This window comes from Chloracidobacterium sp., assembly GCA_016720705.1.
Classification (GTDB): Bacteria; Acidobacteriota; Blastocatellia; order Pyrinomonadales; family Pyrinomonadaceae; genus OLB17.
In genome coordinates this window covers 215956-236724 of the sequence record JADKKB010000005.1, presented here as the reverse complement: position 1 = coordinate 236724, position 20769 = coordinate 215956, and the positions used below count along the sequence as shown (strand labels likewise).

Annotated in this window: 20 protein-coding genes, 1 tRNA gene and 1 riboswitch; of the genes, 7 read left to right on the top strand and 14 right to left on the bottom strand. The window is 52.2% G+C overall.

Going from position 1 to position 20769, the window contains the following annotated elements:
• The first annotated feature begins 36 nt into the window (after positions 1-36).
• A complete protein-coding gene (gene radA / locus IPQ00_04285; GenBank protein ID MBL0239776.1) occupies positions 37-1410 on the top strand; it encodes a DNA repair protein RadA in 1374 nt (457 codons plus the stop codon).
• A 94-nt stretch (positions 1411-1504) separates the two neighbouring features.
• Here radA and IPQ00_04280 read toward each other — a convergent pair whose 3' ends face one another.
• Complete coding sequence (locus IPQ00_04280; GenBank protein ID MBL0239775.1) at positions 1505-1951, bottom strand: PilZ domain-containing protein; 447 nt, start codon at positions 1949-1951, stop codon at positions 1505-1507.
• 145 nt (positions 1952-2096) lie between these two features.
• Positions 2097-2540 carry a BrxA/BrxB family bacilliredoxin gene (locus tag IPQ00_04275; protein MBL0239774.1) on the bottom strand — a complete coding sequence of 148 codons (444 nt, stop codon included), beginning with the start codon at positions 2538-2540 and terminating at the stop codon, positions 2097-2099.
• A 182-nt stretch (positions 2541-2722) separates the two neighbouring features.
• Between IPQ00_04275 and cyaB the strand changes: the two genes are divergently transcribed.
• Positions 2723-3286: a class IV adenylate cyclase gene (cyaB, locus tag IPQ00_04270; protein ID MBL0239773.1), complete on the top strand. Its 564-nt coding sequence runs from the start codon at positions 2723-2725 to the stop codon at positions 3284-3286.
• On the opposite strand, the gene ppk1 is transcribed toward cyaB, so the two are convergent.
• The 7 genes from ppk1 to IPQ00_04235 form a co-directional block, all read right to left on the bottom strand.
• On the bottom strand, positions 3283-5430 hold the full coding sequence (ppk1, locus tag IPQ00_04265) for a polyphosphate kinase 1 (GenBank protein MBL0239772.1): 2148 nt from the start codon (positions 5428-5430) through the stop codon (positions 3283-3285). The two genes, cyaB and ppk1, sit on opposite strands and share 4 nt — an antisense overlap.
• A gap of 68 nt (positions 5431-5498) precedes the next feature.
• The gene (gene tsaE, locus IPQ00_04260; GenBank protein ID MBL0239771.1) at positions 5499-5933 is read right to left on the bottom strand and encodes a tRNA (adenosine(37)-N6)-threonylcarbamoyltransferase complex ATPase subunit type 1 TsaE; all 435 of its coding nucleotides are present in this window, start codon (positions 5931-5933) and stop codon (positions 5499-5501) included.
• A gap of 38 nt (positions 5934-5971) precedes the next feature.
• On the bottom strand, positions 5972-7669 hold the full coding sequence (locus tag IPQ00_04255; protein ID MBL0239770.1) for an NAD(P)H-hydrate dehydratase: 1698 nt from the start codon (positions 7667-7669) through the stop codon (positions 5972-5974).
• 343 nt (positions 7670-8012) lie between these two features.
• A tRNA-Arg gene (locus IPQ00_04250) sits at positions 8013-8089 on the bottom strand.
• Positions 8090-8122: 33 nt separating this feature from the next.
• Complete coding sequence (locus IPQ00_04245; protein ID MBL0239769.1) at positions 8123-8644, bottom strand: adenine phosphoribosyltransferase; 522 nt, start codon at positions 8642-8644, stop codon at positions 8123-8125.
• Positions 8645-8646: 2 nt separating this feature from the next.
• Entirely contained in the window at positions 8647-8922 is a 276-nt protein-coding gene (locus IPQ00_04240) for an acylphosphatase (GenBank protein MBL0239768.1), read from the bottom strand.
• A complete protein-coding gene (locus tag IPQ00_04235; GenBank protein MBL0239767.1) occupies positions 8922-9677 on the bottom strand; it encodes a chlorite dismutase family protein in 756 nt (251 codons plus the stop codon). The genes IPQ00_04240 and IPQ00_04235 overlap by 1 nt, the downstream gene beginning before the upstream one ends.
• 225 nt (positions 9678-9902) lie before the next feature.
• Between IPQ00_04235 and IPQ00_04230 the strand changes: the two genes are divergently transcribed.
• Complete coding sequence (locus tag IPQ00_04230) at positions 9903-10694, top strand: hypothetical protein (protein ID MBL0239766.1); 792 nt, start codon at positions 9903-9905, stop codon at positions 10692-10694.
• Between the two features lie 7 nt (positions 10695-10701).
• Here the strand turns inward: IPQ00_04230 and thiD are convergent, their stop codons facing one another.
• The 4 genes from thiD to IPQ00_04210 form a co-directional block, all read right to left on the bottom strand.
• On the bottom strand, positions 10702-11508 hold the full coding sequence (gene thiD / locus IPQ00_04225; GenBank protein MBL0239765.1) for a bifunctional hydroxymethylpyrimidine kinase/phosphomethylpyrimidine kinase: 807 nt from the start codon (positions 11506-11508) through the stop codon (positions 10702-10704).
• Positions 11505-12134: a thiamine phosphate synthase gene (locus IPQ00_04220; protein MBL0239764.1), complete on the bottom strand. Its 630-nt coding sequence runs from the start codon at positions 12132-12134 to the stop codon at positions 11505-11507. The genes thiD and IPQ00_04220 overlap by 4 nt, the downstream gene beginning before the upstream one ends.
• Positions 12131-12427, bottom strand: coding sequence for a hypothetical protein (locus tag IPQ00_04215; GenBank protein ID MBL0239763.1), 297 nt, complete (start codon positions 12425-12427; stop codon positions 12131-12133). Before IPQ00_04215 ends, IPQ00_04220 begins: the two co-directional genes overlap by 4 nt.
• A gap of 62 nt (positions 12428-12489) precedes the next feature.
• Complete coding sequence (locus tag IPQ00_04210; protein MBL0239762.1) at positions 12490-14538, bottom strand: tetratricopeptide repeat protein; 2049 nt, start codon at positions 14536-14538, stop codon at positions 12490-12492.
• Between the two features lie 279 nt (positions 14539-14817).
• Between IPQ00_04210 and IPQ00_04205 the strand changes: the two genes are divergently transcribed.
• The 4 genes from IPQ00_04205 (at position 14818) to IPQ00_04190 (ending at position 19708) form a co-directional block, all read left to right on the top strand.
• The gene (locus tag IPQ00_04205) at positions 14818-15858 is read left to right on the top strand and encodes an NDP-sugar synthase (protein MBL0239761.1); all 1041 of its coding nucleotides are present in this window, start codon (positions 14818-14820) and stop codon (positions 15856-15858) included.
• A gap of 9 nt (positions 15859-15867) precedes the next feature.
• Entirely contained in the window at positions 15868-16701 is an 834-nt protein-coding gene (gene mutM / locus IPQ00_04200) for a bifunctional DNA-formamidopyrimidine glycosylase/DNA-(apurinic or apyrimidinic site) lyase (protein MBL0239760.1), read from the top strand.
• 111 nt (positions 16702-16812) lie between these two features.
• Positions 16813-16888, top strand: a riboswitch (SAM riboswitch).
• 38 nt (positions 16889-16926) lie between these two features.
• Positions 16927-18783 carry a bifunctional homocysteine S-methyltransferase/methylenetetrahydrofolate reductase gene (locus IPQ00_04195; protein ID MBL0239759.1) on the top strand — a complete coding sequence of 619 codons (1857 nt, stop codon included), beginning with the start codon at positions 16927-16929 and terminating at the stop codon, positions 18781-18783.
• A gap of 100 nt (positions 18784-18883) precedes the next feature.
• Entirely contained in the window at positions 18884-19708 is an 825-nt protein-coding gene (locus IPQ00_04190; GenBank protein ID MBL0239758.1) for a hypothetical protein, read from the top strand.
• Positions 19709-19715: 7 nt separating this feature from the next.
• On the opposite strand, the gene IPQ00_04185 is transcribed toward IPQ00_04190, so the two are convergent.
• Positions 19716-20678 carry an NADPH:quinone reductase gene (locus IPQ00_04185; GenBank protein MBL0239757.1) on the bottom strand — a complete coding sequence of 321 codons (963 nt, stop codon included), beginning with the start codon at positions 20676-20678 and terminating at the stop codon, positions 19716-19718.
• Positions 20679-20769 lie beyond the last annotated feature (91 nt).

Genomic DNA, 20769 nt, shown 5'->3' with positions numbered 1-20769 from the left:
AAAGGTCGGCTGTTGTATGCTTACTTAAATAATCAAATGGCGAAACAACCGGCAACAATATTCGTTTGTCAGAGCTGCGGCGGGCAGTCGCGTAAGTGGCTCGGGCAGTGCCCCGACTGTCAGGAATGGAACACGTTGGTCGAAGAGCGTTTCCGGCCAACGCCGTCGATCGACACCAAACATAATTATGTCTCGCAGTACCGCCAGACCTCCCCGATCGCCTATGGCACGATCGAATCGCAGGACGAATCGCGGACTCCGTCGGGCATCGACGAACTCGACCGCGTACTCGGCGGCGGCATCGTTGCGGGCTCACTGGTGCTGATCGGTGGTGCTCCGGGCATCGGCAAATCGACCATAGTCATCCAGATGGCCGATAAGCTCAGCCGCCACGGTGCAAAGGTGCTCTACGTGTCAGGCGAAGAGTCAGAACGCCAGATCAAGATGCGAGGCGAACGCCTGAGCGTCGAGGCCGAAAATCTTTTCCTTTTGCCGGAGACCAATCTGCAAGCGATACTGGCCGAAACTGATAAATTGAGGCCCGATTTTGTCATTGTCGACTCGATCCAGACCGTTTTCAGCGACAAGATCGAGTCGGCTCCGGGCAGCGTTTCGCAAGTTCGGGATGTGGCGGCGCAGTTTATGATGTTTGCCAAACAAACAGGGACGCCCGTCTTCCTGACTGGCCACGTCACCAAGGAAGGCTCGATCGCCGGGCCCAAGACGCTCGAACACATTGTCGATACCGTTCTTTATTTTGAGGGCGACCGCCACCACAATCACCGCATCATCCGCGCGACCAAAAATCGTTTTGGAGCGGCAAACGAGATCGGCGTTTTCGAAATGACCAACGCTGGTCTGATCGCCGTTGCCAATCCGTCCGAGCTTTTCCTGCAAGAGCGGCCCGAGAATGCAACCGGATCAGTCGTCACCGTCTGTATGGAGGGCACGCGGCCGCTGCTGGTCGAGGTGCAGGCATTAGTGAGCGGCACCAAGTTTGGCACTGGGCGCCGAATGACGCAGGGCTTTGACCAAAATCGCGCATCGCTGCTGATCGCTGTTATGGAAAAGCAGCTCGGCTTTCAGCTTGCGGCCGACGATGTCTTTATCAATGTCGCCGGAGGTATGGAGATCGACGAACCGGCCGCCGACCTCGGGATCATCGGCTCGATCGCCTCGAGCTTTCGCAATCTGCAAGTCCCGCCCGAAACCGCCCTATTTGGCGAGGTCGGCCTGACCGGCGAAGTCCGCGGTGTGCTTCAGGCCCAAGCCAGAGCCCGCGAAGCTCAAACCCTTGGATTTAAAAAGCTGATCCTGCCGGAATCGAATAAAAAAGGCCTGGAAAAGCTTTTAGGAATTAGAGTTGTAGGCGTTAAAAACCTCGAACAGGCGATGGATGAGTTGTTTTGAGATCGATCATTAGATGTCGCGTTATATTTACGGGCAACTAAGCATTGAGCCGGTGCAAGCAGATCGGCGTTATGACTGTCCACTCTTGGGCTCTTTAGTCTGGGGTCATTATCCGCTCCAGGATGGCGTCGGTCTTTTCGCGGATGTCCGTGACCCGCGGAGTTGACTCTTGGTCGGCGAACGTCGGCGGATGGGCAAACGGATTGACTTGTAGGGGAACGCCTTCGGCGTCGAGCCTGGCGGCGATGATCTGAGTGATCAGCTCTTGTTCAAATTCGGTAATATCGACAAATTTTACACCAATCCCGGTGTGTTCAAAACGGTACAGAGCCTTGCAGTGCAGCGGTATATAATTGCCGTTCGGCATCTGAATTTCCATCCGAAATTCATCGCCGATGTAGATATTCTCTTCCCATCCGGTAAAGCAACCGCCGATACTTATCTGCTGCAGCAGAGTTTGCTGCTTTTCGCCAAACTTCGTGTATATCCACGCCGGAAGGTCGAGCGAAAATCGTATGTGCTGGCGTTGGCTGATTGACATTGGCGAAGCCCGACTAGGGTAAATAGAGTCCAACGCTATTCTAACGGTATTATGCCGCAAGGGCAATAACTATTTCAGCGGCGGCAAATATAAAAAAGGCCGCCAAATCCTTGACGGCCTTTCCGCTGAGTTGAAAGTAATGGACCTAGTTATTTGCCGCATCCGTCTTGACGCAATGCGATTCAAAAGCTTCGACCAGCGACTGTGCTATCGTCATCGCCGGACGGCCTTCGAGGTCACGGCGTTCGAACATCTGTACGAGTTTGCCGTTTTGCAGAATGCCGATCGCCGGTGACGACGGAGCATATCCCTCGAAATAGGCACGGGCAGTGTCGGTGGCATCTATGTCCGCACCGGCAAACACAGTGATCGAACGATCAGGCTTGTGCGCAGCATTCTGAAGCGCCATCGCGATTCCCGGGCGGACACCGCCGGCGGCACAGCCGCAGACCGAGTTGACGACGACCATCACCGTTCCGTCAGTATTTTTGACGGCTTCGTCGACGGCCTCAGTGGTTTTGGTTTCTTCTATCCCGAGCTGCGCAAGTTCCTGTCGCATTCCGTGGATCATCATTTCTGGATAAGGCATATTATATTTCCTCTAAATTCTATCGTTTTAAGAAATGTATAGACAGGAACTAATCCTGACCTTTTTTTCAAGTATCGAATATTGGGCAATTTCAGTCAAGCCCTGTAAGTTGATAACCGACTGTTTGCCGTGCACCCGCAGAATACGTACTATTTACCAGAGGAAGATTTTCGACCCGGCCAATGGCTATAGAAATTGAAAAAAAATACCGTTTGGACAAAAAACTGCTTGTCGAAATGGAAGCAAAGCTTCGAGAGTTGAATGCCGTCTTCGTTGACGACGTTTTCGAGGAAAATTATCTGCATCGCGGGCAACTGCTTGACGACCGAAATGCCGTGCTGCGCGTCCGTAAAACCGGCAATACTAATCTGCTCACCTATAAAGAAAAGGTCGGGACGAGCCCGGACAGCGACTTCAAACACAAGATCGAGTTTGAAACGATGGTCGCAGACGTCGAGGCAACCGAACGGATCATCGAAAAACTCGGCTACCGACTTGCGGTAGTGTACGAAAAGCACCGTAAGTCTTGGCATTTAGGAAATGTCGAGGTCGTATTGGACGAACTGCCGTTCGGATATTATATGGAGATCGAAGGCTCGGTCCAAGACATTATCGAAGCCGAAAAGTTGCTCGGTGCCGAGCGATTCGAGTCTGAGTTGCGTGGATATCCGCGTTTGACCGCAAAATTCGGAAAACAGGTCAACGGTATTATGGAATCGAGGTTTGAAAAGACAGCAACGGTTTAATCCGCGACATCCCGTCCAACAAAATACATTTGCGAATCGAAGGGATTTGAGGCGGAAACGGCCACCTTGCGGTAAGTGCCGTCTGGCCTTAACACACGGGCATTGACGTCATCCTTTAGATAAGCATCCAGAAACGTATCTTTTATGTACTTTCGGATATCGGCACCGAGGATCGGAACCAGAACCTCGATCCGCCGGTCCAGGTTTCTCATCATCCAGTCAGCACTCCCGATATAGACCTCTTCATCCGCATCGTCGCCGCCATTGGCAAAATAGAATACGCGACTGTGCTCGAGCAGACGTCCGATCACCGAACGAACGCGTATATTCTCGGACAAACCCTTGATCCCGGGCCTAAGCACGCAGATACCACGCACGATCAGGTCGATCTCGACGCCGGCTTTTGATGCAGCGTAGAGTTCCTTCACGATCGCAACGTCGGTGAGGCTGTTAAACTTAGCGATGATCCGTGCCGGCTTGCCGGCCGACTTATTACGCACCTCGCGGCGGATCATTTGGACGATCGTTTCACGCAGGTTGAGCGGTGCGACCAATAGCCGATGATATTTCATCTGCTGCGAATACCCCGTCAGCATATTAAATAGATTTGTCGCGTCAACCCCAATTTCTTCGTCGGTCGTGAGGAGGCCGAGGTCGGTGTAGATCTTGGAGGTCGCCGGATTATAATTTCCGGTCGCAAGATGGACATATCGGACGAGCTTGTCCTTTTCGCGACGAATCACCAAAAGAACTTTGGAATGAGTTTTTAATGAGCTTATGCCGTAAACGACGTGGACGCCTTCATTCTCAAGACGTCTGGCCCACTCGATATTGTTCTCCTCGTCAAAACGTGCCTTGAGCTCGACCAGTGCCGTCACCTGTTTGCCGAGGCGACTGGCGCGCATCAGCGAATCGACGATCGGCGAGTCCTTTCCCGTACGATACAAACATATCTTTATTGCCTGGACGTCCGGGTCCTCAGCGGCCTCAGCGATAAAATCCGAAACGACGCTAAAAGAGTTATATGGATGATGCAGCAACACATCCTGACGTTTGATCACATCGAATGCACTCTTTTTACCGTGCAGCGATATCGGGTGCCGCGTCTGAAACGGTTTGTCCTTAAGGTTAGGCTTGACCAAGCCGTAAAGCTGCATCAAGTCCGGAATATCGAGAAGTCCTTCGATACGGTCAACGTCGATATTGCTCAGGCCGATGCCCATAGTCAGAACGCGGAGCATCTTATCGGGCATCGTCGCCGAGACCTCCAACCGGACCGGAAACCGGTCACGACGGCGTTGCAGTTCGCGTTCCAGAGTCCTGAGCAAGTCACCGGCCTCGTCCTCACGAAGCTCGATGTCGGCATCACGCGTGACGCGAAATAGAAACGAGTCCGAAGTTTTCATATTCGGAAATATTTCTTGAACATTCGCCGCGATCACCTCTTCGATAAGAGCAAACCGTCCTTTTTTCTCGTCGATGGGTATCAACCGCGAGGCTGTGGGCGGCAATTTGATCCGCGTAAATCGCTTTTGCCGATATAGGTGCTTCAGGCTCTTCTGCGTAAATGCACGATCCGGCTCGATAAAGAGTCCGATATTGAGGCTTAAATTGGAAATATATGGAAAAGGATGGCTGGAATCGACCGACTGTGGCGTCAGGATCGGAAATAGATTATCGCGAAAATACTTATCGAGCTTTTTGCGGTCTTTGGCGTTCAGGCCTTTATACGGCTCGATCGTCAATCCGGCCTTTTTCAGTTCCGGCAGCACCGTTTGCTGCAAATGATTGACCTGTCGTTTGAGCATCGGCCGCAGACGCTTTCGCAATTCGTCAAGCTGATCCTCCGCGGTCATTCCGTCAGGCGAAAGTTCGCTAATGCCTTCGTCGATCTGCTCCTTAAGTCCGGAGACGCGGATCATAAAGAACTCGTCGAGATTGGTCGAGAAGATCGACAGAAATTTAAGCCGCTCAAGCACCGGAACACCGTCGCGAAACGCTTCTTCCAACACCTGCCGGTTAAATTCGAGCCACGCGAGTTCACGGTTGAATAGCAACTGACCGTCAAATGCCGCCGCGGCATTCTCAACCGAGTTTACCTCGTTGGCCTTTTTGCTATCTTTTCCACCCACTTTGCTTAACATTCCAACTAAATTATATCGGATTAACGGCAAGCATTAAATATTTGTGATGTTAAATTTTCGATCGCGGCCTAACGGTCGATAGTTATGGTCCGTGGTTCGTCGCCATCACCTTCGATCTTTACGTTAATGACTCCTGATCCAACGGGGCTTTGAGCGAGTCGCTCAGGCCACTCGATGATCGTTAAAGCTCGATCGCTGTCCAATATCTCATCCAATCCGATCGCCGTGTAGATATCCAAGCCGGGATCAAGCCTCCACAGATCGACGTGATAGACATCTATCTCAGGGAGTTCATATAGATTTACGATCGCAAAACTCGGACTTGTCACTTCATCGACATCGTACCCAAGAGCATTTACAATTCCCTTGGTAAACAGGGTCTTGCCCGCACCGAGTCCTCCCTCGAGCAATACAACATCACCGGAACGGAGGCCGCGGCCAAGCTCTTGCCCTAATTCGAACGACATCTCAGGTGTCGGGCAGATGGTTTTAGTCGTTGACATACGATCCATCGATCATCATAAGCTCACCGGCAAAAGTTCTATTTTGCGGCTAATCGGCCGAAGACCTCGACCAGACACTCCCGCACGTCGGACGCTGTCATTACACGCTTGCCGTATTTTTGCTCAGCCACATCTCCCGCCATTCCGGCAATATAGACGGCGGCGACGACAGTGGAAAACATATCTATCTCATTTTTTACGGCCTGTGCTGCAAATCCGGTGAGAATGCCGGTCAAAGTATCACCGTTGCCGGCCTTACCTAGTCCGGAATTCCCTGTTGGATTGACCACGACCCTGCCGTCCGGGGCACCGATCAAAACGCGTTCACCTTTCAAAACAAGTATAACGCTATGCCGGACTGCAAAATCACGAACGGCTTCGACACGGTCTTTGATCAACGCCTTGTCGTCCGTGCCAAGCAAGCGCATAAATTCGCCTTCGTGGGGCGTCAATATCAAGGCACCGCCGCTTTCGTTTGCAGGCTCCCAGCTATTCAAAGCCGGCGACAGCAAGTTTAAGGCATCGGCATCAACGATCACCGGACGATTACGGTTCGTGATCACTTTCTGAACAAACCTGTGCGTGCTTTCATCCTGCGATATTCCGCTTCCGATAGCGACAGCATCGGCCTTTTCAAGCAGATCGCCGATCTCTTCAAACGCCGACTCGGCGAGTGATCCACTTTTGGTCTCAGCCACCCCGCGTACCATCACCTCCGGCAGCACGCGCGCTGCGACCGAGTCTTTGGAACTCTTCGGCGTCGCTATCGTCACTAGCCCGGCGCCCGAACGCATCGCCGCGTTACCGCACAGCACCGCCGCACCCGAATAGTTGTCCGAGCCTGCGATCAACAATGCGTGGCCGCGTTTGTTTTTGTACGAATCGCCCTGAAATTTGCATTCTTCGAGCCATTCAACGGCATCTGATTCATCTGCCAGAAAAAGGTTCACTTCCAGACTCTCCAACAGTACCGATGGCGATCCGATATCTACAACGATCAACTCGCCGATCGCATTCGAGGCGGGCGGCAGTACTTGAGCGGGTTTGGGCGCAGTAAATGTGATGGTGACCGAAGCCCGAAGGTGCGGGCCGTCTGCATCGGCGTGATCCGAACGCAACCCTGATGGCATATCGATCGAAAAAATGGGCAAACAGTCGCCAAGTCCTTTGATCTGATATTTGTCCCATTTGGACAACTGTTCCGTTATTTCCCCAACCATTCCCCTAAGTTCACCGTTTAGGCCGGTTCCGCATATCGCATCGACCAAGGCGACCCAACCAAGTTCCCAACCTTCACTAAGCATTTCATAGAAAGTCTCTTTATCCGTGATCTCTATGAAGTTGATACCGCCGCCCTCGTTTCGGTACGTCCACCGCATCGGCTGCCAATAAACTACGTCATCCCGATATTCGGCATCGTTGAGCCTTTTGCAGATCTCAAAATTTGTTCTGGCATCACCGACCGTATCCTCGATCTCGCCGAAGAGAAATACGTCAACATTAGCCCCGGCCATTGCGAGTAACCTGGCGATAGCAGCACCGTCGCCACCATTATTCCCCTTGCCGCAGAGTAACAGTATCGAATTGGCCCGAACCGATCCGCCCAGCCTTTCTATAATGATACGCGCCGCCGCCTGGGCGGCATTTTCCATCAGAACTATCGACGGAATACCGAATCGTTCGACCGTCTTTCGATCGACCTCTCGCATTTGTTCTGCGGTCAAGACATACTGCATATCCCTTAATCTAACACAATACGGAATTGCCCACGAAACACTTAAAAGCGCAGATCTTTGCCCATCTTTTAGGACTATTAGCCACGTTCGTCTGCAACGAAAAAAACCGCAACGCTCGCTACGTTGCGGTTAAAAGGTTTGATTTGGAGATCTGTGAATAGACTTCGAGAATGCCGCAGCCCGGCCTTTTTGCCTGCCACTGTACTTGAACACCCTTTTCTTCCGTTCATTAAGTAAAAAGGGTCATTCGGCTCCGGCTTCCACAAAAGCTCAAAAATAACTCACAAAATACCGGATAACTGTTGCGGCTAAACGCTCAATTACAGTTCAGCCTTAATAAAAGTGGTGATCCCGGGTGGATTCGAACCACCGGCCTTTCACTTAGGAGGCGAACGCTCTATCCAACTGAGCTACGGGACCACATCACGGTTCAGACACTAGGTCGGCACCGAATTAAGAATCATAACGCATCAGCGACCGAACGTCATATCCGGCAAACTTGTCCCTGCCCTTTAAGAAATCGAGTTCGATAACGAACAACAATCCGGCAACCACTCCGCCAAGGCCCTCAACGAGATCGATCACGGCACGCGCGGTCCCGCCGGTCGCAAGCAGGTCATCGACGATTAAAACTCGGTGGCCTTCGCCAACGGCATCCTTGTGGACTTCAAGCGTGTCCTGACCGTATTCGAGATCGTACGCGATCGACACCTTTTCGGCGGGCAGCTTTTTGGGCTTGCGCACCGGCACAAAACCGGCATTTAGCCTAATGGCGAGCGGCGGCGCAAATATGAAGCCCCGTGATTCGACGCCGATAACAGTGTCGATCTTTTCGTCGCCACATAGGCCGTACATTGCTTCGACCGTATTCGCCAGGCCGTCCGGATCCTTAAGCAACGTCGTAATGTCATAAAAATTGATACCCGCCTTGGGAAAGTCGGGCACCTCTCGTATTAACTTTCGTAAATGTTCCATTCTTATTTTTCGATCCTGAATGCTGAATAAAGTCCGCAAGGATCCAGGACCAACTCCTCGATCGGCCCGACCCTTGCATTTATCGGCCCGGCGGCAAGGTCCGCTCGAAACGAATTGACTGCCTTTTCGCTTCCCTCGACCAGAGCCTCGACCCGGCCATCCGCCAGATTCCTAATATATCCGCGCACCTGATACCGCGCAGCGCTGCGCTGGGCAAAAAACCTGTACCCGACACCCTGAACCTCGCCGCTGATAAAGAATCGTCGTGCTATCGTCATTAACCGAGAGCGTCCAAACACTCTAAGAGCGTCCGTTGCCGGCAGGTGTATACCGGCAATCCCTCCCGCGTAAATTTACTTCCGGCCGTCTCTCGTAATTCGGCGGCAAGAGCCAAAAAATCGCGCGGTTCATCCGTTTCGAATGAGATCAGATACTCTTTATCGCTAAAGCCGATGGCGTGGGTCATATGGATCCGAATGTTCGGAAATCTCTTTCCGACCATAAAACTCTCTTCGATCATCGCGTCTCGCTCCGCGGCGGGCATTTCGTGCCACTCTTTCTGCTTCGAGCAGGGATAAAAGAAATGGTATTTCGATTGGCCCGCGAGCACGTGATTGCGATCTTCGGACGAGTCGGCAACGAACATTCGAGATCTCGTGACCGACAAATAATTGTCCGAAGCCGAAAGATACCCACCCAGTTCTGTACGATTAAGAGCGACGGTCATCTCCTGTAATCGGTCAAGCGAGTCGCCAATTCGCCAAAACATCAGGTCGGCGTTGGAATCAAATCCGACCAGCGAGTAGCTAAAGAGCAATAGATCCGGGCGATAGCTGTCAAAGGCCTCAACGAATCGAGCCTTATATTTCGCTTTAGCGTCGGCCTCTAGCTTACGCCAACCGGGATCTACCTTAAAGAATACAAAGTTAACAAACTGTTGTTCGAGTTTGACGATATCAAACTGATCCGCCGGTTCAGGCACCAACCGCAATCCGGCGTCCACCGGCTCTTTTTGAAAATTGACGATCTCCATTTGTGGGTACTAATGCTTTACGGACACCAATTCATTCAACAAGATTTCATCCCCCATTGTGTCAATTTTCGAGTTCAAAGTCCAAATAGTCACTCAACATTGGTTAGGTTTCAGGCATTTACATTCATCAAAAATAATGCCAAAATTTGCGTAATGTTGCGTGTGTGCCGGTTAGTATTGGTCCTCTGTGTGTGTAGCTTAATGGTGGCGGCACAACAGCGCCCATTGCTGACTGACGATATTGATATCACGCCCGCCGGTTCTTTAGAGATCTCCGCCGGGATCGACTTTTTTCAGAATGCGAAATTTCCGCTCTCGGGGATAAAAGGCGATCTTTCGAGGGTTGGCGACATCCGTATAAAAACGGGCCTTGCTGCCAATGTCGAGATGCAGATCGAGGGGACTATCCAAAACTTCGTTGCTTTTAACTCGCGGACCACATCCGCGATCCCACTCAATATCAGCGGTAATTCGACCAACGACTTTGACGATTTTATCGTGTCGGCCAAGATAAAACTGCGAAACGAAACCAAAACTCTGCCGGCATTGGGACTTAAATTTGGCTTTCAAATGCCGAATACTGACCAGGCCAGAGGAATCGGCACGAACCAGATCAACATTTTCAGCAAGGTGATCCTGCAGAAAAAATTCGGTTCGCTTTCTAATAAGACTCCGCGATTTAATCTTTACGGTAATATTGGACTCGGGATTATGACCGCACCGATGTCGCGGTTTACTCAAAACGACCTGCTGCTGTATGGCTTGGCCGGAATTTACCGTTTGAACGACCGCGTAAATATTGTCAGTGAAATAAATGGCAGGGCGAATACTCGAAAAGGTGACGCTCCTTTAGGTACCGAAAGCATCGGCCAGTTTCGCGTCGGAGCTCAGATCAAAGCGTCTAGTCTGAGATTTGATACCGCGGCAGTATTTGGATTGACACGGTTCAGCCCACGAACAGGCGTCATTTTTGGCGTCACTTACCTTACGCCGACGATCTTCACCCCGGCCAAGTAGTTAATTGTTAAATATTGATCGGTGAGTTTCCCTTGCCCAGATTTGGCGCGGTGCGGATAGCATCGGCGACAAACTGCTTTGCGGTTTGCACAGATTCTAAAAGCTCTTTGTCGAGAGCCAGATTCGCCGCGATCGATGCGGCGAGTATGCATCCGGTCCCGTGCGTCGCGGTCGTATCATAATACTCACCGTCGATTCGATGAAGTGTCTCGCCTAAAAACAAAAAGTCTCGGGCGATCCTTCCAAGGCCGCGTTCTTCGCCAAAGTGCCCGCCCTTTATCAGTACATTTCTTGCACCCATCGAACGCATTGCCGTAGCAGCATCGCTGACGTCGGACTCTGTCCGTATCACTAGCCCTGTTATCCTTTCGGCCTCGGGCACGTTTGGCGTGACGATATCCGCGATCGGAAAAAGCCGTTCGATCACCGACCGCAAGGCTTTTTCATCAATTAGATCAAACCCTGAAGTGGACCGGACGACGGGGTCGACCACGACGTTCTTAAGCCCGTTTTGAGTGATCAACCGGGCGGTCTCGAGGATGACTTCATCGGTGGGGAGCATACCGGTCTTAACTGCCGCCACCGACATATCATCGATCACCGGTTGAACCTGATCGCGCACAGCGTCGGCCGTCTGGTGGAGTGCCCCGAATACACCGGTTGTATTTTGAAACGTGATAGACGAGACCGCTGCAGTTCCGAAACATCCAAACGCACGAAACGCCTTGATGTCCGCGATGATACCGGCGCCGCCCGAAGGGTCAAGGCCGGCGATCGAAAGGCATACGGGCTGCTTACTTTGAAGTTCGCTCATACCTTCAGGGCAGACGCCAATTCTGTCGCGTCGGAAAATCCGGCAAAAAGCCTGATGGCGGCAAATCCGGATGCACCTACCGACACGGCCGAACGCCAGTTATCATTGTCTATTCCACCTAACGCTAAGACCGGAATATTGCCCGCCGTCTCGCAAACCGCACTCAACGCATCGAGTCCGACAGGCTCGCCTTTGCCGGGTGAGGGAAATACCGGGCCGAACACGATGTAGTCCGCCCCATCTTCCTTTGCTTTTAATACTTCGTCGGCAGTATGCGTCGAGATCCCGACCAATAGATAACCGCCAAAGGCTTTTCGAATTTCAACGGAGTCAAGTGACGTACTCGTCAAATGTACGCCGTCCGCTCCCGCTGCTGCCGCGATGTCAGCACGGTCATTGATAAAGAGTAAGGCCTTGGCACCTTTTACGATCGGAACAGCCTCGAGCGTCAATTCGAACAACATCCGGGCGGTGATCTGCCTTTCGCGGATCTGTATGATATTGACGCCGGCATCGACGGCAGTTTTGATCGCATCCAGTACGCACGACTTTTTTAGATCAAAATCCGCCGGTGTTAGAGTTCCGTCAGTAATAAGACAGGTTATCGGTTCATTATGGCAATTCACTTCTGCCCCCCATCGAGATCGCCGGCGATCATCTTTACGCTTTCACTAAAATGGGCGAGCTCCCAAAACGCGACGCAAATATTTAATACTCCAAGCCCCGTGACGGCGCCTCTGAACCACATCGACGCGACAATTGTGTGAATTGCCGGCATTCCGAATTTATCGGAAATGAACGCCAGCAAGTAATTTTGGCCCCAAGGCCCAAAAAGAGTGTCCCACGGAGCGAGTATTAGATACATCCCAAGCAGCAAGCAGAGGATTATAAAAAAAATGACGGTAAGGCGTTCAACCATACCGTCAGATTATAGACTCTCGATCAGAACTACTACAAACTCATTTCGCTACGCTTTCGATCTTAGTGACTGATATAAATGTTCTTGACCCTTTGGGCGACGTCACGAAAATCCACATTTTCTGCGTACACCATCTCGAAGTATTTTGCCGAGTTGGCCGCATCGCGTTCAGCGTCATACGCAAGTGCCAATTCGTACCAAAGGCCCTGCTTCTCATCATCACTCAGTTCGGAGGATTCGAGAGCTCGCAAATACCACGTGACCGCAAAACTCGGCATTTGATTCTGCATAAAGCAATGGCCCAAAAGATTGGCACAGTGAAAGAATCTTCGCGAACCGTCGTTTGGTGAAGCGAGATTTATCGCGTCCTGATATTCACGGATCGCTTTCTCCATCAGGCCCATCTCTTGATAGGCGACCGCCGTCGCAAAATGCGTCTCGTAGTCTTCGTCTGATCTTGGCTCTCCGTCATCGAGCCCAAACTCCAGACGCATTTCTTCGATTCCGATCGGATGCGCCTCAACGTGAACCTCGGGTTCTACGGTTCCCAAGGCTGCGAATTTAGCGGAAACGGCTCTGATCTCAGATCTGTCGCCAAATTGTTCGGTCAGAGCCGCGATAGCCTTTTCTGCTAAGTCACGATAATTATTCTCGACGTAAAATTTGACGCTCTCAAGTTCTTTGGCGAAAAGTGCGTCATCTGCGGGATCGAGATGTACGTTCTCGTCGTCGAGCGGGACGTGGTAATCGGTCGCGTCAGGAACTTCGGTATCTTCGCGGCCCGAGCGTTCGACTTCGACGCCGCTCATATGGCTTTCGAGTTTTTGGTCGAATAGGTCGCCGGCGTTCACAAATCCAACTTGTTCGACGACTGAAACCTCGGCCACATCTTCCTGAGCATCAATGGGCTGTTCGGTAAATTGAGCACGGACCAGTTCTGTATCGACTTCTTCATTCTCAAATCCGTTCTCGTCATTGACCACCGAGAGCCGTTCGGCAAACCCGGTTTCCAGAGGTCTGATCGCGACGAGAGTTGAGAGTGCGAATCGTTCATCTTCGGCGGAGCCCTGATCTTTGGCTGCCTCGGCAAGCCTTACAAGTGCTACAACATAGGCTTGTTCGTCCTTGACCCAAGAGCAATACCGTACAAGTAGTCGAAGAGCAGACAAATGTTTGGCGTCACGCTCGAGAATTTCGGTGATCCATCTGTTACATTCGTCACCCTGACCTGCCGCGAGCAGATACTCCGAAGACATCGAGAGTATTCGTGTGGCTGAGTCAACATCATCGGCATTTAGATAGATCCTAATCAGATCGAGTAACTTAGGATAGTTCGCCGGTTCGAGTTCGACGAGTTTGACGACGGCTCGTTCCGCCCCGGCGGCATTTTGCGAGTCGATGTGGCAATCGATCAGCAGATATAGCACGTCGCGGTTATACGGCTCTTCGGCAAGTATGTCCTCAAGCAGCGTGACCGCTTTACCAACACGTCCGAGTGCGGAATATGCTTTCACCAGGCCGTCCAATATCCTTAGATCGTTTGGCCTGATAGTGTGGCCCTTCATCAGGACCTTTATTGCGTCTTCGTTCAGGCCCTGTCTACTAAAGCGCGATCCTGCCTCGGCGTATGCCTCGGCGGCCTCGTCGCGGTGGCCTTCGCGAAAGTACGACTCGGCGAGGTTGATACACACGTCCGTATTGTTCGGATCGAGCAATGCGATCTGTTTCCACATCGAGAGAGCCTCGATCCGCCGACCGCTTTTCTCGTAGTGTTCGGCGAGCGTGGTGTAATGAGCACGCGCCTCTGATAATGAGCCCTTTAGCTTATATAGCTCTGCAAGTTTTGTAGAAACTTCGATCGACTCCGGTTGGAGCCTTGAGATCTTGTTGTAAATTGCTATCGCCTTTTGAGCAAACCCTTGCGTACTGTAATGCTCAGCAACGGTTAGGTAGCAATCGACAGCTTCCCGCTTTTCCATATTCTTGGCATACAGATCGCCAAGCATATTCAGCGTCCCGATATCTCTCGGGTCGTTGCCAACGACTGCTTTGTATTCCGAGATCGCCGCACGAATTTTGCCTTGAACGACAAACTTCTCGGCATTTCGCATGGCCTTTGTCTTATCGAAAATCATGTTGAAAAAATATCGGAAATGATCGCTAATTTACTTTTGGCGGCGGTTAAGTGTGACAGCCTTGAAAGGTGCAGGAGATCGGAAAGTTCCTAAATCCGCCTGTGGATATAAAGTTACCATAATGACCGAGAATCTGTCAACATTGTTATACGTTGTTGTTTATAGCAATTTCGTTGACTGTAAATCGGTCATTTTGATTTTTGCATCACATTCCAATAGTCTTAGAGTTTGGGCCGTACGGTCCGATCATTGACTATGCAAGCTCTAATTTTAGCAGGCGGTAAAGGCACCCGATTACGTCCGTTAACGGTCTACACGCCAAAGCCTATAGTGCCGTTCTGCAATCGGGCATTTCTTCTATACCAGATCGAGAATCTACGTAAGGCCGGCATCACGGACATCACGCTGTCGCTGAGCTATCAGCCCGACAAGATCGAGCACGTTTTGGGAAATGGTTCTGATTACGGTGTCAACCTTCGTTTTATTACGGAACCGGCGCCGCTCGGTACGGGCGGAGCTTATCGTTTTGCGGCCGCTGACATTCGCGAGACTACGGTCGTATTTAATGGTGACATACTCACCGACTTTGATATCGGGTCTTTCATAAGGCTCCACAAGGAACTCGGATCGGCGGCGACACTTGCTCTCAAGCCTGTCGAAAACCCTTCCGCTTACGGCCTTGTTGAAACCGACAGTGAATCCAAAATTCTCAGATTTTTGGAAAAGCCGAGCGACGACGAGATCAAGCGCCTCAAGATCAACACAATAAACGCCGGGATCTACGTGCTTGAGCCGGAGATACTTGACCTAATGCCGCTGGGTGAGAACCGTTCGTTCGAGTACGACATTTTCCCGGAGATACTAAAAAGGGAGATGCCGTTCTATGCCGACGTTATGAAGGATGACTACTGGCGTGACATCGGCACACCGGCTAGTTATCTGGCGGCACATATGGACTTTCTAAATGGCGACATACGTGGGTTTGAGACAGAGCCCTCGGATCGGTCAGATGTCGCCACCAAAGCCGTGATCGATTCCCGTTCGATCATCGGTTCCGGCTGTGTAATCAAGTCCGGAGCCCGCGTCACAAACTCGGTGATCGGCCCGGGCGTACAGATCGAAGAAAAGGCGATCGTCGAGGATTCTGTGCTGTGGGCACACTCACGAATTTCGACCGCGGCCGAGATCCGCGGTTCCATCATTGGCCGCAGTTGCCACGTTGGCCGTAATTCAATTTTGGATGCCGGTTCGGTTATTGGGGACAAGTCCACATTGACCGACTACACCCGAGTCTAGTTTGAGATTATGCCTGAGTTGCCCGAGGTCGAGCTGGTTTCATCTTCGCTCAATACGCTTATTCTGGGGCGCACGATCGTCAGTGCCGAGCTAATCCGCCAGAGACTCGCACCGGACACTCCGGTTGCGGATTTCGCCAATGCTTTGGCCAACTGCCGCGTAACCTCGGTCGGTCGGCGCGGAAAGCACATTCTCATCGGCATTGATCGATCCAAGACCCTGATAGTCCACCTTCGTATGAGCGGCCGATTCTGTCTTGTGCAGGCCGAGACAGAAGCCCCAAGATTTACGCACGCGATATTCACCCTCGACGGCGGCGAGCGGCTTTTATTTAGCGATCAGCGGCACTTTGGATTAATGAAGCTCGTCGATACCGACCAACTCGCACAAGCAAAGGAGATCGCCAAATTAGCCCCTGAACCATTTTCGGAGGAATTTTCGATCGACTATTTTCGCAGAGCGTTAAGCTCGTCCGCCAGAAGCCTGAAGGAAGTCCTGCTCGACCAAACTAAGGTATGCGGACTTGGGAATATTTACGCATCGGAGGCTCTGTTTGCCGCCCGGATCGACCCGACAACACCTGCAAATACGCTGGGGGCAGTTCGAGTTAAACGACTCTATGACAGCATTAAGGCCGTCCTGCACGAGGCGATCAGTCACAATATCGGCAGGCCGATCGATCCGGAAAACCTGGAAGGCAGCTATTTCAGCGGCGCCGGCAGTGCCGGTTGGTACGTTTACGGCCGAGAGGACGAGTCTTGCACAAATTGTGAAACGCCGATCGTCAGGCTGAAACAAGGCGGTCGTTCAACATTCTATTGCCGACGATGCCAGCGAAAGTAGAATGTGCAGATCGCATTGTTCTCCGCGATCATCACCTCGACGTCGTCGAAGCCCGCCGTGCAACTAACCGGCGTTCTACTTGACACTGTATTTCAAAAGGAACATCATCGTTATTAAACTTGTGGTGAGTTAGTGCGACTTGCGACCACGTTAAATAATCCGCTAAACAGCTGAAAGACCGTTTTTGTTTGAAAAGTCTCGCTGTTTAGGCGAGGCTTTTTTTGTATGAAAGATTTCCGCGAATTACTAAACTCTAATGGCGTCTATGTCTTTGACGGAGCGATGGGTACGCGCCTGTACGACAAGGGTGTTTACATCAATCGCAGTTACGACGAGTTGAACATAACGGCTCCCGATCTGGTCCGAGAGGTACTTGAGGAATACGTCGCTGCCGGGGCTGACATCATCGAGACCAACACGTTCGGAGCCACGCGTCACAAACTCCTCGCCTACGGACTCGAGAGCCGATTGCGCGATATCAATGTCGAGGGCGTTCGGCTTGCTCGCGAAGCCGCCGGCGAAAAGGTCTTCGTTGCCGGTGCGATCGGCCCGCTCGGGCTGCGTTTGGAGCCATTTGGCCCGACATCTTATGAAGACGCGCGAGTGATGTACAAGGAGCAGGTCACTGCCCTGCTTGAGGGCGGCGTGGATCTTTTTGTACTTGAGACATTCTCAGAGCTTGCGCTGATCGAGCAAGCGATCCACGCGATCAAGGAGCTTTCCGATCTGCCCATCGTCGCTCAGATGACGGTGCAAATGGACGGCAAGACACTATATGGCGACACGGCCGAGCACTTCACACAGAAACTCGACAGCCTTGGCGTTGACGTCATCGGCCTCAACTGCGGTGTCGGACCGACACACGTCCTGAGCACGCTCGAAAAGATGCGTGAGGTGACGGACAAACCGCTTTCTGCTCAGCCGAACGCGGGCTTACCGCGTGACGTGCAAGGGCGGCAATTTTATATGGGTTCGCCGGAGTATATGGCGACCTTTGCCAAGCGTTTTGTCCAGGCCGGGGCGACATTTGTGGGCGGTTGCTGCGGCACGACGCCTACGCACATCAAACTGATCTCGGACTCGATCCGCTCGATCAGCCCGCGTCAGATCCACGAACTTCACAAACATCACGCGATCTCCGTTCAAGAATTAAAGCCCGCAGACGTTCAGGTCGTCGACCCGCTCGAACGCTCACGCTGGTCTGCAAAGATCGCCCGTGGCGAATTTGTCACATCGGTGGAGGTTTTGCCGCCGAAAGGCTGCGATGCCGATGCGACGTTGGACTCAATTCGCTTATTGAAAGATGCCGGTGTTGACGGCGTCAACATTCCCGACGGCCCGCGGGCCCAGACACGTATGTCCGCTCAGGCGACCGCCGTGCTTGTCGAACGCGAGATCGGTATCGAGGCGGTGCTGCATTATTGCTGCCGCGACCGCAATCTTTTGGGCATGATGTCCGATCTGCTCGGAGCGGCGGCGTTGGGGCTGCATAATCTGTTGCTGATCACCGGCGACCCGCCAAAAATGGGACCATATCCGGACGCGACCGCGGTTTTCGATATCGACGCGATCGGCCTGACCAATATGGTCAACAAGCTCAACCACGGACTCGATCTCGGCAACAACCCGATCGGCAAACCGACAGCATTCTCGATCGGCGTCGGCGTCAATCCGGGAGCGGTGAATCTCGACGAAGAGATCAAGCGGTTTGAGTGGAAGGTTGCGGCCGGTGCGGAGTACGCGATCACTCAGCCCGTCTTCGACACCGAGCAGTTACGCGTATTTCTCGACCGTATCGCTCACGTGCGCATCCCGATCGTCGCCGGTATCTGGCCGCTGATCTCGTACAGAAACGCCGAGTTTATGCACAACGAAGTGCCGGGCGTAAATGTACCCGCCGACATACTCGAACGGATGCGTGTCGCTTCTGAAAAGAGCAAAGAGCACGCCCGCGAAGAGGGTATAATAATCGCACGCGAGGCCCTTCTAGAAGTCCGCGACGACATTCAAGGTGCTCAAGTCTCGGCTCCGTTCGGAAACGTCAAGTATGCCCTTCAGGTCTTTGAGGCACTCGAGAATTGATTCGTGATCGATATGTGCGTATAGTCGACCAATCATTGTGCTTCCACTTTACAATATCTGTGCATCTGACAATTTCAGTCGACGTCATAGCCAAACCAAAATGAATAAATTCACACTTTTCCTTTTTGTCGCAGTAATACTGTTTTTATCGGTTCAAGCTGCTTTCGGATGCTCGTGCATCGTCGACCCGAACAAGCCCGAAGTCGACTACGGTCAATGGGCCAAGGATTTCAAGGGCATCGCTTTTTCAGGGCGTGTCGCCAAGATCGAACCATTCGGCGAATACGAAGTGAAAGTCACCTTTAAGGTAGATAAATTTTGGCGCGGTGCGGATACTACGCAGGCGATCATATACACTGCTAAAGATTCCGGGCTTTGCGGCGTGACATACGATGAAGGCAAAGAATATATCGTTATTACCGAAGCCACCGGAGATAGATATGTAACCTATCTCTGTCCTGACGTGGAATACGTCACTCATCGTGCCGAGTATCTTAAAGCCTTAGGCCAGGGCTTCACGCCGGCTGACCGACCGGCTCAAAAAGCCGTCAAGTTTCAAGAATTTGGCAATATCAATTGTGAAACCGAACTCGCCTATCTCGATGCCCTTGCGACCCAAATACAAAATGACCCCAACAGCATGGCCTACGTCATCATCTACGGCGGGCGTAAAGGCAAGCGCAACGAGGCAAAGGCCCGACTAGCACGTATGATGCACTATTGGGTCGTCACACGCAGAATGGACGGGGAGCGGTTCAAGCGAATCGACGGTGGCTATCGCGAAACGCTCGCCGGCGAGATTTGGCTCGCTACACCTGACGACGCCGCTCCAAAACCGACCCCGACCGTGGATGCAAAAAAAGTAAAACTCAGGGGCACTGAAAAAGTTCGCGGCTATAACTGCGGCAGCGAGATGGGGCTCTGATCGCCGATCACGGAATAATTACGATCTTGCCGAGGCCCTTATCTTCGATGACCGCACGATGGGCGGCTGGCGCTTGTTCGAGTGAGAATTTGCGGCTAACGATCGGCGAAATGTAGCCTTCGCTAAGCCAGGCAAATATTGCCTTGTGAATGTCGTCTCTCAGCGATTGAGGCGAATTAAAAAGTGACATCCCGTAGATCGTCGCGTCTTTTGTCATCGCAAGCCGCGGCGTAAATGTGAGGCTACCGCGATTACCGACGACGGTTATACGGCCGAACATCGCCAAACACTCGAAATCGCGTTCGAGATTCACGTTTGCAAGCATCTCGATGATGATGTCCACGCCGCGGCCTTTGGTAAATTCGCGGATCGCTGAGTAATGATCCTCGTCCGTGTGGTCAAAAACCACGTCTGCTCCCTGCTCGGCGACCAACTGCTTTCCTTGCTCGGAACTCGCCGTACCGATCACTGTCAGCCCGGCGTTCTTCGCCCATTGCACCGCCGCGATCCCGACCCCGCCTGACGCACCGTGGATCAAAACAGTTTCGCCCGCTTTCGCAACGGCCTTTTGAAACAATGCCCGATAGCTGGTCGCGTAAGGCGTCCAGACGCCGGCACCTTGCTCGAAGCTGACGTTATCCGGCAGACGTCCAAGCTGTTTCTCCTCGCACAGCGAATACTCTGCGTACGTTCCGGTCAGCGAATCTGCCGTGTAAACGCGATCGCCCGCTTTCCATTTTGTCACTGCCTCACCGACCGCCTCGACGACGCCCGCCGCATCTTTGCCCGGTGTATAGGGCAGTTTCGGTGCGTGAGCATGAATGCCCGATCTTAGATAGGTATCGACGGGATTAACGCCGGCAGCGTGAACTCGGACGAGTATTTGTGTACCGGTGGGTTGGGGTGTTGAAGTGTCTTCCACTTTCATCACCTCGGGAGCTCCAAATTCGCGTACGATTATTGCTTTCATATCGAATGTCCAACAAACTTCAGTTTGTTGCCCTCTTCACAAACACCACTCATCCCAGCCCCGCACAAAATGTCCAACAAACTTCATTTGC

Coding starts and splice junctions, on each gene's coding strand:
- radA (MBL0239776.1), top strand. CDS start 37: ATGGCGAAACAACCGGCAACAATATTCGTTTGTCAGAGCTGCGGCGGG.
- IPQ00_04280 (MBL0239775.1), bottom strand. CDS start 1,951: ATGTCAATCAGCCAACGCCAGCACATACGATTTTCGCTCGACCTTCCG.
- IPQ00_04275 (MBL0239774.1), bottom strand. CDS start 2,540: ATGCCTTATCCAGAAATGATGATCCACGGAATGCGACAGGAACTTGCG.
- cyaB (MBL0239773.1), top strand. CDS start 2,723: ATGGCTATAGAAATTGAAAAAAAATACCGTTTGGACAAAAAACTGCTT.
- ppk1 (MBL0239772.1), bottom strand. CDS start 5,430: ATGTTAAGCAAAGTGGGTGGAAAAGATAGCAAAAAGGCCAACGAGGTA.
- tsaE (MBL0239771.1), bottom strand. CDS start 5,933: ATGTCAACGACTAAAACCATCTGCCCGACACCTGAGATGTCGTTCGAA.
- IPQ00_04255 (MBL0239770.1), bottom strand. CDS start 7,669: ATGCAGTATGTCTTGACCGCAGAACAAATGCGAGAGGTCGATCGAAAG.
- IPQ00_04245 (MBL0239769.1), bottom strand. CDS start 8,644: ATGGAACATTTACGAAAGTTAATACGAGAGGTGCCCGACTTTCCCAAG.
- IPQ00_04240 (MBL0239768.1), bottom strand. CDS start 8,922: ATGACGATAGCACGACGATTCTTTATCAGCGGCGAGGTTCAGGGTGTC.
- IPQ00_04235 (MBL0239767.1), bottom strand. CDS start 9,677: ATGGAGATCGTCAATTTTCAAAAAGAGCCGGTGGACGCCGGATTGCGG.
- thiD (MBL0239765.1), bottom strand. CDS start 11,508: ATGAGCGAACTTCAAAGTAAGCAGCCCGTATGCCTTTCGATCGCCGGC.
- IPQ00_04215 (MBL0239763.1), bottom strand. CDS start 12,427: ATGGTTGAACGCCTTACCGTCATTTTTTTTATAATCCTCTGCTTGCTG.
- IPQ00_04210 (MBL0239762.1), bottom strand. CDS start 14,538: ATGCGAAATGCCGAGAAGTTTGTCGTTCAAGGCAAAATTCGTGCGGCG.
- IPQ00_04205 (MBL0239761.1), top strand. CDS start 14,818: ATGCAAGCTCTAATTTTAGCAGGCGGTAAAGGCACCCGATTACGTCCG.
- mutM (MBL0239760.1), top strand. CDS start 15,868: ATGCCTGAGTTGCCCGAGGTCGAGCTGGTTTCATCTTCGCTCAATACG.
- IPQ00_04195 (MBL0239759.1), top strand. CDS start 16,927: ATGAAAGATTTCCGCGAATTACTAAACTCTAATGGCGTCTATGTCTTT.
- IPQ00_04190 (MBL0239758.1), top strand. CDS start 18,884: ATGAATAAATTCACACTTTTCCTTTTTGTCGCAGTAATACTGTTTTTA.
- IPQ00_04185 (MBL0239757.1), bottom strand. CDS start 20,678: ATGAAAGCAATAATCGTACGCGAATTTGGAGCTCCCGAGGTGATGAAA.